We start from the raw sequence: 11486 nt of genomic DNA, 5'->3' as shown, positions 1-11486 counted from the left end.
GGTCGGCCGCATCGGCGGGGCCGGTGGGGCGGCGGCGTTCGCTGTCGCCATCAACAGCACGACCGGCGTCGTCAGCGTGGCGCAGTATGCCTCGATCCATCATCCGACCCCGGGAGCCAGCCACGACGAGTCGGTGAACATCACCGACAGCGCCTTGCTGGCGGTGGTGACGGTCACCGACGGTGACGGCGACACAGCGACCAGTTCGACCGGTATCGGCGATGCCGTGCAGTTCCAGGATGACGGCCCCACGATCACTGTGCCGTTCGACGGTGACCCCGGTACCCCAGCCGTCGAGGATGAGACCCTGCACAACGTGCTGAACGCAACTGCTACCGGAGCCTTCGGGTACGACATCGGCAAAGACAGTCACAACGCTGCATTCTACACGGGCGGTGGTTCCGACTTTGTCGACATCAACACAGGCCTCGCCGGTGTCCAGATCAGCTTGACCGGCACGGTCGATAACCCGGGCACCCCCGGCATTACCCAAGCCGTGGCGACACTGACGTCGGAGGACGCCGCCAGTGCAACGTTCACCTTCTCGTTCCACTATGACAAGGACCCGATCACGGCTGGCGTGCAGGATGCCACGGCGGGCGGCACCCTGACCTTCGACAAGGCCGCCGATACCTACAGCATCACCCTGGCGGACCCGATCGACGGGTTCAGCTTCAACGTGCTGCACACCTCCGAACTGTTGCGGAAGGCACCTCCCGGTAACACCGGACACCCGGAACTCGTGGTGACGGAACTTGACCTCAACAACGGCACCACCGACACCAACGGGTTCTATGTGCAGTTCACAGCGAACACGAACCCTGCCGGCTCTCCTTTCGGCTTCAACGGCTCGGGTGACGGCGCACCGGACGGACCGCCTCTCGACACTGCCTATAACAACGGCCAGTTCGTCACCAGCAGCTTCGAGGACTGGGTGTCGGCAACCCAATCCACGAACGGTGTCGCGGGTGACACGATCCAGAAGAACGAACTGCTGACGCTGCGGTTCTTCAACGAGAACATTCTCGGGGACGTGAACCCCGGTGCCCCCGGTGGTGGTACTGAGAAAACCACCCCGACAGACTCTGTGTCCGGCGTCGCCATCAAGTTCGACGGTATCGGGAACTCCGAGGATCTTATCGTGGTCCTCGACCTGATCGATGACAAAGGCACAGCATCCACCGCCGACGACGTCAAAACCACGAGGTCGATCTTTGTCGAGAACCAAGACTTCTTCAAGCTTTCGACCGGTGGTGTGCCGTCCCCGTACAACACCGAGTTCACGCTCGACAACAACGACGCCCTCCTCATTATCGAGAGCAACGACTACAACCTCGCCGCCGGTGAGAACTTCAAAATTCAGGGGATGCAGATCATGCAATCCGGCAACGGGCTGACAGGATCCGCGATTAACCTGAACGGGATCATCGACAACCCCAACACCATCCCGGTCGAAGGCGCAAGCAGTGGTACGCAAGCTTGGGAGGCGCAGGACAACGATGTCCTCAAGATCGTGGACATCGGCTTCGTGCAGACGACCTCCGGGACGTTGAATGCCAACCTCGACTTCGCGTTCCAGATCGCGGACGCGGACGCCGATACGACGGCGACGCAGCACATACCCGTTGACGTCGTCGCCTGATCACTGAGCGACGGGAGGCAGCTAAAGTTGCCTCCCGCCATCTGCGCACGAAGCAGCACCCCGCAGAGATATAAATGATGAAAGCCAACCAACAGCCCCCTGCCCTGCAAGTGGTGATGAAAGAGGCCAGACGTGCCATCCGGCCGCTTATCTGGTTCAGCGCTGGCATCAACGTGCTGATGCTGACGGGGGCGCTTTACATGCTCCAGGTCTATCACCGGGTGTTGTCCAGCCACAGCCTGGAGACGCTGGTGATGCTGTCGTTGATGGCGGCAGGGGCACTCGTCGCAATGGCGGGGCTGGAAGTGGTGCGCGGGCGCCTTCTGGCTAAAGTCGGATCGTGGATGAACGCGCGGTTGGCACCAGTTCTGCTGACCGCATCGGTGGAATATGCCGCCTCGGCGCCCGGGCATGCCAATGCCCGACCGCTGCGCGACCTCGATCAAGTGCGGAATTTCTTCACGAGCCCGAGCATCTTCCCTATCCTTGACGCGCCTTGGGCGCCTCTGTTTTTCGCCGCCATATTCCTCATGCACCCTTGGCTGGGTTGGTTGGCGCTGGTCGGCGGGGTCGTACTCTTCGCCTTGGCGGTGCTCAACGAATACCTCACGCGCAAGCCTTTGACCGAGGCCGCAACCGCACAGTCGCGGGCATACACGCAGGCTGAAGCTGCGATCCGAAACGCCGAGGTCGTCCAGGCGATGGGCATGCTAAAGCCACTGCTGGAGGGCTGGAAGGCGCAGCAGGACGAGGCGAACAAAGGACAAGTCCTTGCCGCCAACCGTGGCGGCGTCATCGCGGCCATGGCGCGTTGTCACCGGCTCGCCCTGCAAATGGCCATACTGGGCCTTGGTGCCTATCTGGTGGTTCGCAACGAAGCCTCGGCCGGCATCATGATCTCCGCCTCGATTCTCATGGGTCGCGCCTTGTCCCCAGTTGAACAAGCGATCGCCACATGGAAGGCCACGGTCGGAGCGCGTGCCGCTTACCGGCGTCTCACCGCGGTCGCCGGACAGCACCCGGAGGCCACAGCGGTTCTGCCATTACCACGACCGAAGGGGCGGTTTGAGGCCGACGACCTCGTGCTTGCCCGACAGGGTGGCGAGCCGATTCTGAAAGGGATCAACTTCCGGCTCAGTCCGGGTGAAGCAATGGCGCTGATCGGCCCGAGCGCGGCCGGTAAGACGAGCCTGGCGCGAATACTGGCCGGTGCCTGGCGTCCATCCGGGGGGCGTGCGTTGCTGGACGGCATGGACGTTGCCCAATGGGCGGCGGAGGACCGTGGTCATCATGTCGGTTACCTGCCGCAGGACATCGAGCTCTTCGCCGGTACCGTCGCCGAAAACATCTGCCGCTTCGCGCAGCTCAACCCGCCGGTCTTCAACAACGTGGTCAAGGCCGCTCAGTTGGCGGGAGTTCACGAACTGATCAAGGGGCTGCCTAAGGGTTACGCCACCGAGATCGGCGAATCCGGCGCGGTGCTGTCAGGCGGGCAGCGCCAACGCATCGGCCTGGCGCGGGCACTCTACGGCGACCCGCCACTCCTTATACTGGACGAGCCCAATTCCAACCTCGACCGCGATGGCGAGGACGCATTGATCGCAGCCCTCAGCGCGGTCAAGGTGGCGGGCACGACCATCGTCCTGATCGCGCACCGACCGAATATCCTGGAGAAGGTCGACAAGGTGCTGGTCCTCAACCACGGCCAGCAAGACCTCTTCGGCCCGCGCGACTATGTCTTCAACGAACTCGCCAACCGCGCCCGCAAGGTGACCCAGATGCCGATGGGAGCCTCGCTGCCAACCCTCGAAGTGGTCAAGGAAGTCAAAGAAGCATGAGCCGTTCCCCGGACTTGAACGTCGTGCCGTTGCCCGTGCCGCCACCGTCCCTGCTGGAACCGCTACCCCTGCGTCTGACGGGCGTGACGTGCACCGGGTTCGCGATCATGTTCCTGTTCTTCGGCGTCGCCGGCGGTTGGGCGGCGCTGGCGCCTTTGGACAGCGCCGCTGTAGCACCGGGCGTTATCAAGGTCGCCGGCGACCGCAAGCTGATCCAGCACCTCGAGGGCGGCATCATCGCGGACCTGAACGCCGCCAACGGTGATATCGTCAAGGCGGGCAAGGTCCTTATCCGGCTCGACGACACACAGGCAAAGACGCAGCTTGACCTGATCCAGAACCGGATAGCAACGCGCGACGCGCTAGCCGCGCGTCTCAGGGCCGAGCGGGACGGCAAGCCGGAGATCGAGTTCGATCCGGCGTTGCTCGCAGACCCCGCTACCGCCGCAAGGGACGCGGTGGCCGCACAGCGTGACGTGTTCGCGGCGAAGCAGCACAATTTGAAGGATGAGGGGGAAATCCTCAGCCAGCGCCATAACCAGATACAGGAAGAGATAAACGGACTGAAGGAGCTCATCGTCACCGAGGACAAGCAGATCGAGGCGATCGGGGGTGAAAGCAAAGACCTCGAGGGGCTGCTCAAGAAGGGGCTGACCACGCGCGAGCGGAACCTGTTGCTCAAACGACAACAGAGGGAGATCGAGGGGGAGCGCGCGACCAACACCGCGGCAATCGCTCGTGCCAGAAGCGCCATAGCCGAGATCGACATGCAGATCTTGAACCTCGGCACAGTGCGGCTGAACGAGGCCGTCGAGGAGTTGAGCAAGGTCGAGGCGGAATTGTTTGACCTCAGGCAACAGGAGCGTTCCGCCAAGGACGTGCTGACCCGTACCAATGTCGTCGCACCGGTTGACGGCATCGTCATGGACCTGAAGGTCCACACGACGGGCGGTGTCGTGAAACCCGGCGAGACATTGATGACAGTCGTCCCGCTCGGACAACAACTCGTGGTCGAGGCTATGGTCAAACCTGAAGATGTCGAGACGATCGCCCCCGGACAGCCCGCGCGCGTCAGCTTCCCGGCCTTCGCCCGCTACAACCTGCCGCCGCTCGACGGCGTCGTGGAGATCGTGTCGGCTGACCGCATGGTGGAGGAGCGCAGCGGGGCACCGTATTTCGCCGCAACCGTGTTGATCGACAAGAGTGAACTCGCCAAGCTGGAAGGCCGCAAGCTGCTGCCCGGCATGTCGAGCGAGGCGATGATCCGGACCGGTGCTCGCACCGTGCTTTCTTACCTCGCCGAGCCGATCACGCAGAACTTCCGCCGCGCGATGCGGGAAAAATAGCCATAGGCTGCACGAAAGCCGTCAGCTGTTGAGATGCTTCAATTCAAACCTGGCGTCATCCTGGGTGTCTGACACGCCCTGTTCGGCGAACTGAAACATGTCCGCGAACTCCATCTCTTTCTCAAACATCACRCCGCCGACCTTGATGGTCAGGGCATCCTCGGTTCCCTTTGGTGCGAAATAGACTTGCGCGACACGCGTGCGGATACGCTCGCCGATTTCCTTGGCTTCTGCTTCGGTCGCGCCTGAGAGGAAGACCCCGAACATGGAAGTCCCTATGCGTCCAACCAGATCATCCGCGCGTACTGATGATTGTATGGTTATGGCTATGAGCCGCAAAGCCTCGTCGCCCCATTCAAGGCCAAAGCGCAGATTGATGGACCGTAGATGTTCCGAATGAATGACCAGGAAGGCGCCCGAGCGTGGTCCCGGCGCCGATGGCCTTGTTGCTCTTCTTTCGACCATCGACGTGAAGACCGGCCCGTTCAGACAGCCTGTCAACCTGTCATAGGTTCCGGACCTGTTGAGTTCCTGACGGCAGCTGCGGATTTGGATCTGCTGCCAGCCGATTAGTACGAAAAGCGGCAGTCCAATGACCACGGGCAACAGCACGGCTGTCATCATACTGCGCCCGAACGGCGTGAACGCGTCGCTGAACAAGAGCAGATAGTTGAAGCCCAGGGAAAGGCCGAGGCTCCCGGCTGTTCCTAGAAAGGTCAGCCATGCGGCGCTTCTCCATGCCTGCGCGGAGGCGGTCGCTGTGGTTTGTGCCATTGGCTAATCTCCTGTCAGATCAGCCAACATAGAGCCGGCGTACAGCATTTTCAGTTTCCGAGAAGCATACAATTTGAACTATGAGACCCGATACTGTTCAAGCAACCGGCTTGCCGCGGAAATTTGCGCCGTAAAGGTTAATCAATGGAATGCCGACGGCCGCTGAACAATCAACGGCGGCCTCGGCGAACGCTGCTCCGGTTCTTTGAGTCTCGCAGCCTATTGTGGCGGACCGAAAATGCCCATCCCCGCGCCCTGGGCAGTCACTTGCGCTTTGCCATAGATGCCACTCGGCAACGCCGTGGCCCAGCCGTTGGACACAAGCCAGGCGCCGACGTCCTGCTTGCCCAGCCTGCATGGGGCGGCGATGGCAAAACGCTCGACGTCCGGCGGCACGAAGCATTTCAGCGCGCGTCCCCTAATCCAGGAATTGAAGGCGGCACGTGCGCGCTCGCCGCAAGGCCAGGTGACATCGTGAAACGAACAGGTTCTGTCGAGGTCGATGCCCTGCACCCCGCTGATGATTACTGTCCGGCCCATGGATTCGAAGATCGCGGACGTTGCGGCAGCCGGGCGAAAGAGCAGCACCTCCCGCCAATCGTCCGGCATCGGTGTCTTCGGGGGCACAGCCAGACCAAGGTCCGTCAGCGGCGGACGGGGCCCGACCCGTTCAAGATTTACAGGATCAAGCTGTGGTGGAGCGATGAGGTCTTGAGCAATCTTGCGCGTGGGTTCTCGTCGGTATGCTTCGACGATGGACGCAGCCACTCGGGTCGGCTGCGTCCCGCTATTTTGCGAAGGGGCAAGGATGGGCCGATCGACCGAAAGCAAAGCCCCGGCCTGAATGATCAGCAGAACCCCGGCCAGAAGCAAAAGGCCTCCCAGCGCGATCGCCAAGCGGCTGCGGCCCAGCCTAACCATCAGCCAGCCCCCATCGGCCAGTCTGCCCATCAGATTGACCGGGTTCCCGAGGGCGATCAGAAACCAGACGTTGATTTCGCAACCAGTTTGAGCGCGCCCTTTTGAATCTGGTAAAACGGCATCGATCGTTCACTGGATCCGTCAGCCCGAAACCGAAACAGACCTGTCGACCCACGAAACCCGTTTGGATTTTCGAGAACCTGCTTGCTGAAGCCATCGGGCCCGACCGCACTGGCAACCCCTGCCGTCAGCGCAACCATATCATAAGCATAGGCCACATTGACGTCGGCCGGGTAGTTGTATGTCGCCCTGAAGCGGTCGGCGATCGGTCCGGTTTCGCGTTGATCGAGCGTGGCGATATATGCCCCCTCAAACAGCGGATCCATGGGGTGCTCCAGCCACCGATTGGTTCCGACGACGGAAATTGCCTTTCCCGGAATGCCCTTTGATCTGAGGGCGGCAAGGATAGGCGATGGGCTGCCATCGCCACTGGCGACGATCACGGCGTCGGGAGTGTCCACGAGCGAGCCCATTTCGTCGACGGCCTTCGCGCCACCGTCGCTGGCCGAATACGGGACAGTGACCGCGAGCGTCGCACCATAGATGCTGAGGCCGTTCGCGACCCGCTTCTCCACGGCGCTGGCGTTTGAGCCTTCCGCGACAAGCAACACGAACTTCTTGCCGCCTTTGGCAGCGAGCCCCGCGGCGCCCGCCGCGGCACTGTCGGCTTCGCTGAGGCGCACGGCATAAACCCCGGCACCTCCTGCGAAATTGTCGGCAAGCGCCAGCACCGGTGGACGCTTCGACCCCGACAGCGTGGCAATATGCTGGGCTGCCGGCAGTTCGGTTGGGCCGATGACCACTTTCGACCCCGTCGTTATCGCACTTATCGCCAATTTGCCGGCCTGTGCGCTGTCGCCTTTCGTGTCCTCTACCGTCAGCGTAAGCAATCCATTGCCAACATCCGTCATCGCCAGCTTGGCGGCATCGAGCATCTTCCTGCCGTTTTCCCCCGCCGTTCCGGGAGCCGACAATGGCAGCAACATCGTGATTTTGGTCGACCCGGTGCCTAGCGACTGGGTCGCCTGGGCAGGACCAGCACCCGCGCCGCCGGTCTGCCCGCCAGGCGCGGCAATCGCCGCCGGATCGAGCACTTCGGAAACACCGCCTTTCGACTGGCAGCCTGACAATGTCGTGGTGAGCGCAAACGCGATTGCCCATGTCCGCAGACATCGGCCCTGTCGGCCAGCTTCCATGATTGCTCCACCCAATGTGCCGCCGAGTATGCTTCCCGGTCTGGTCTTCAACGCATGTTACGGCGCACTTGCCGCGCCGTCTGTAGTTTCTTTAGCCTTCGAAAAGCCTGGCTCTAAGCGCCTTGATCTGTCTTGCTTGGCCGGCAGTCCGATAGTCGGCACATTTCATGTATCGTGGCCCGGGCACGAACACGCGGCGCACGCAAACGCCCTTTCCCTGGGCTGGAGCCCCACCCTCTCCTCCCGACGAAAATGCGGAGAAGCCCAATGTCGCCACGGGCAGCGGCCCGGTCACTTCAATCCCTTGCCTTGCCAGGATCGCTCGCGCACGCTGGCAGTAGCGGACCGAAAGCGCCGAGAACCGGCTTTCATTGTGCCCGGCGCGATATTTCATGACGGTCGTGCACAGGTCGCCCGCGGCCAGCTTGTTGGCCTGGGCAAGATATTTGACCCCGAGCGCGATGTTGGTCGCCGGCGCGCTCAGCCCGTCGAGGGAGCCTCGAAAGCCAAGCATTCGCGCCGTTGCCGGCATCACCTGCATCAGGCCGACTTCGCCGTCGGCGCCTTGTACGTCAGGATCGAACCCGCTTTCGATCTCCATCACGGCATGCGCCAGCACCGGCTCGAGGCCATAGATCGATGCCTGGCAACTCGCAAACGCCTTGAAGGTCTGCCGGGTCCACTGCGTAGCCGCGTCGCAGTGCGTCGGCCGCGTCAACTCGGACGGCTGCCGTTGTTGCACGGAAGGTCGCTCCAGCCAGTTGGCGCGGGCCGGCGTGACAGTCTGGCCAAAGCCGGCCAACGCAATCGCTGCGGCGATTGCCGTCAAAAAGGATCCGTCGGCTATCATGATGGCCAACAGGCGTCGGTTCGCTTATCCGGTCAGTGCATGTACTCGACCATGCGATCGTGAAAACACTCGCATTTGTTGAGGGTATCTTCGTCGCGATAGTTCGTCTTCAGGTAGCCATAGGCCATGCCGCAAGCGACCTTCGCTTCCGATGCCCAGACGAAGACCGGCCGGGACGAGTTGATCCACTCCGAGCTGTTGGCGGCGGCAACCGACTCGTCCATCAGCTTGACCACCTGCTCCTTGAGGTCGACGATGTTGTCGGTCAGCACCAGGTTGGACGTCCCGGCGACTCGACAATAGTCGACCGAAGGACCTTCGATGATGTCGGCGGCATAGCCCGTCGACCCGACTGCCAGCAACAGCGTCGCAGCGGAAACCAGCAGTCTTACAGAACGATTCATGGATGAGCTCCCCTCGATATTAGCAATGTATAACATAGTCGCGTGACCGAGCGCCATGCCGTTAAATCGTGGCCGTGTGCTGTACATGCGCCGTGTCGTCGTAGAGCACAGTGATCGTGCCGGCGGGCGTGTTCTGCAACACGGCAACGTCCACGAAATTGGCGCCGCCGGTTGTGCCATTGGCATCGACGCTGAGCGTGTGTGTTCCCGCATCGTATTTTACGAAGTCGGCCACCCCAGCAGGGGCCGTCTCGAACAGGGCCGTCAGGTCGATCTTGTCGCCCTGACCACCATTGTAGTCGGTGATAAGATCCTTGATGTCGAGATGATCGAGCCTGAACGTGTCGGCGCCGGTGCCACCGGTCATCGTATCCGCTCCTGCGCCGCCGACGAGGAAGTCGTTGCCGGCCCCACCATTGAGCGTATCGGTGCCGGCGCCGCCGACGAGCGTGTCGTTACCGCCGCCCCCGTTCAACGTGTCGGCTCCGGCTCCTCCATACAGCACGTTCGCAAAACCGTCGCCCGTTATCGTGTCGCCGAAAGCAGACCCGATAATGTCAGGCATGGCCACCGTCGACGTGTAGATATGAGACGCGCCCGCGGCGTCTGCAGAGTGATCCTGAAATGCAGTCCCACTCAGCGTCACGCCGATCTCACTTGTCGCCTTGTCGCCGTCTGCATCCACGATCTCGATCGGTAGGTGAAAGTTGACGGGATCGGTGGTCTGAACGGCCGCGCCGAATCCGGTAATGGCGAAGTCGTTACCGCTGTCGACGGACGGAGATGCATTCAACAGCTCCAGGCTATTGTAGCCGTCGGCCGTGAACGTCGCGATGGAAACATTCGCATCGAGCACACCCGTTATTTGGGCGGCATAGTGACCGCCTCCCAAATCGACGAAGTGAACCGTATAGCTTCTGTCCGTCAACCCTCCCGGGTTGCCTAGCGTATATGGTGTTGCCGTGGTGCCGATGTCGGCATACGCGACCACCTGCGTTTCCCCGTCATAGGTGATTGCAATTGACGAGACCGAATCGAGGTGGCCGTCGCCGACTGTCGTGTTACCGTCGGTGCCGGTAGTAGCGTTGTCGTCGCGAGCGGTAATTTGAAGGACGGTGTTGCTGGTTCCATCGCCAAACGTGAAGCTGGCGCCATTGGCCAGATAGTGATTGTCAAAGATGTGATTGCCGGGGGCGGCCCCAGTCAAGTCTTGGACAAAGTCGACCCTTATGCCTTCGCCCGCGCCGATATTTTGTCCGCCAGCACCACCGCCGACGCCAAAGGAATTCGCGTTCCCATTGATCGTCGTACCGGTGCCGAAGGGCGTGAAAAGCACGTCACGCGAGTTATCGTTGACAGGATTGCTGTCCTGATTCGTTGGCACCAAGCCGGCCCAGGACTTGTTGCTGCCGTAGAAGGCATACGTTCCGTCAGTGAATGTCACGTTGGTCGGGCTGTCGACCGTTCCGTTCATGTCCACGGAATAAGTCGGATTGGCAGTCTGGGGGTCGAGCGTGACCGCGAACACCGTCGCGCCGTTGGCAATACCATACAAGGTATGGCCGTCCGCCGACACGTCGTAGATGATGTGCGCGCCGCCTGACATCAGACCGCTGTCCGCGTTGTCAAGAGACGCCGCGAACTTCACCGTGCCGGCGCCGTCCGCCCCGTAGTTGCTTGACAGCGTGTGGTCTTCGTCCAGGGCGAATGTGACCGGGTTCCCTGCTCCATTCCACAGCACGGCATAGTCCGGCGTAACCGCCGACGGGCCGTCATCCAGGAAGGTCAGGTTGCTGCCAATGTTCAGCGTCGCCGACTGATGATCGCCATCCTTGTCGGTGATCGTCGCCGTCAGCGTCACCAGATTGTCGGCGTTCAGGCTGACCGGCTCGTTCGGGTCCGTCGTCGGATGGACCACCGCCCGCTGCTGGTCGAGCGTCACATTGCCCGACGCATCGGTRCTGACCGTGAACACGATCACGCCGCCGACGCCCGCACGGCCGACCACCTGCCCAGCCTCGAGGCTCAGCACCACCGCCTGGCCGCTCGCCGTGTCGACCAGCCCCGTCGCGCCGGCATTGAAGCCCAGCGCATAGGTGGTCGTGCCGGCGCCATCGGCGCCATAGCTCGAGGTGAAGGCGCTGGCGAAGCTCGCCGTCGCATTCGTCGTCAGATCCGTCTCGTCCACCGTCAGCGATGCACTGGCGCCCGGCGCCGAGATCGACGGGCCGTCATCCAGGAAGGTCAGGTTGCTGCCAATGTTCAGCGTCGCCGACTGATGATCGCCATCCTTGTCGGTGATCGTCGCCGTCAGCGTCACCAGATTGTCGGCGTTCAGGCTGACCGGCTCGTTCGGGTCCGTCGTCGGATGGACCACCGCCCGCTGCTGGTCGAGCGTCACATTGCCCGACGCATCGGTRCTGACCGTGAACACGATCACGCCGCCGACGCCCGC

At 62.0% G+C, this 11486-nt stretch carries 9 protein-coding genes; 3 read left to right on the top strand and 6 right to left on the bottom strand.

Annotated features, from left to right (window positions below; all coding sequences use genetic code 11):
* From AC1D2G_RS34150 to AC1D2G_RS34140, 3 genes are all read left to right on the top strand, one after another.
* The coding region (locus AC1D2G_RS34150) for a DUF5801 repeats-in-toxin domain-containing protein (RefSeq protein ID WP_477228962.1) at positions 1-1642 on the top strand (1642 nt) is incomplete at its 5' end.
* Between the two features lie 77 nt (positions 1643-1719).
* The gene (locus AC1D2G_RS34145) at positions 1720-3480 is read left to right on the top strand and encodes a type I secretion system permease/ATPase (RefSeq protein ID WP_477228963.1); all 1761 of its coding nucleotides are present in this window, start codon (positions 1720-1722) and stop codon (positions 3478-3480) included.
* Positions 3477-4826, top strand: coding sequence for an HlyD family type I secretion periplasmic adaptor subunit (locus AC1D2G_RS34140; RefSeq protein WP_457154647.1), 1350 nt, complete (start codon positions 3477-3479; stop codon positions 4824-4826). Before AC1D2G_RS34145 ends, AC1D2G_RS34140 begins: the two co-directional genes overlap by 4 nt.
* Positions 4827-4847: 21 nt before the next feature.
* Here AC1D2G_RS34140 and AC1D2G_RS34135 read toward each other — a convergent pair whose 3' ends face one another.
* The 6 genes from AC1D2G_RS34135 to AC1D2G_RS34110 all read right to left on the bottom strand — a co-directional run.
* A complete protein-coding gene (locus tag AC1D2G_RS34135; RefSeq protein WP_477228961.1) occupies positions 4848-5600 on the bottom strand; it encodes a GGDEF domain-containing protein in 753 nt (250 codons plus the stop codon).
* 219 nt (positions 5601-5819) lie between these two features.
* A complete protein-coding gene (locus AC1D2G_RS34130; protein ID WP_477228960.1) occupies positions 5820-6551 on the bottom strand; it encodes a thermonuclease family protein in 732 nt (243 codons plus the stop codon).
* Between the two features lie 26 nt (positions 6552-6577).
* Positions 6578-7777: a type 1 periplasmic-binding domain-containing protein gene (locus AC1D2G_RS34125; protein WP_477228959.1), complete on the bottom strand. Its 1200-nt coding sequence runs from the start codon at positions 7775-7777 to the stop codon at positions 6578-6580.
* Between the two features lie 91 nt (positions 7778-7868).
* A complete protein-coding gene (locus AC1D2G_RS34120) occupies positions 7869-8606 on the bottom strand; it encodes a lytic transglycosylase domain-containing protein (protein ID WP_477419579.1) in 738 nt (245 codons plus the stop codon).
* A gap of 53 nt (positions 8607-8659) precedes the next feature.
* A complete protein-coding gene (locus tag AC1D2G_RS34115) occupies positions 8660-9031 on the bottom strand; it encodes a hypothetical protein (protein ID WP_477228957.1) in 372 nt (123 codons plus the stop codon).
* Between the two features lie 61 nt (positions 9032-9092).
* A partial coding sequence (locus tag AC1D2G_RS34110) for a DUF5801 repeats-in-toxin domain-containing protein (protein ID WP_477419578.1) occupies positions 9093-11486 on the bottom strand: 2394 nt, incomplete at its 5' end.

This window comes from Mesorhizobium sp. P2_C7, assembly GCF_056404515.1.
This window is presented reverse-complemented; position numbering and strand designations above follow the sequence as displayed.

Excerpts from the sequence above, each read along its gene's own strand:
- AC1D2G_RS34145 (WP_477228963.1), top strand. The coding sequence starts at position 1,720 with ATGAAAGCCAACCAACAGCCCCCTGCCCTGCAAGTGGTGATGAAAGAG.
- AC1D2G_RS34140 (WP_457154647.1), top strand. The coding sequence starts at position 3,477 with ATGAGCCGTTCCCCGGACTTGAACGTCGTGCCGTTGCCCGTGCCGCCA.
- AC1D2G_RS34130 (WP_477228960.1), bottom strand. The coding sequence starts at position 6,551 with ATGGGCAGACTGGCCGATGGGGGCTGGCTGATGGTTAGGCTGGGCCGC.
- AC1D2G_RS34125 (WP_477228959.1), bottom strand. The coding sequence starts at position 7,777 with ATGGAAGCTGGCCGACAGGGCCGATGTCTGCGGACATGGGCAATCGCG.
- AC1D2G_RS34115 (WP_477228957.1), bottom strand. The coding sequence starts at position 9,031 with ATGAATCGTTCTGTAAGACTGCTGGTTTCCGCTGCGACGCTGTTGCTG.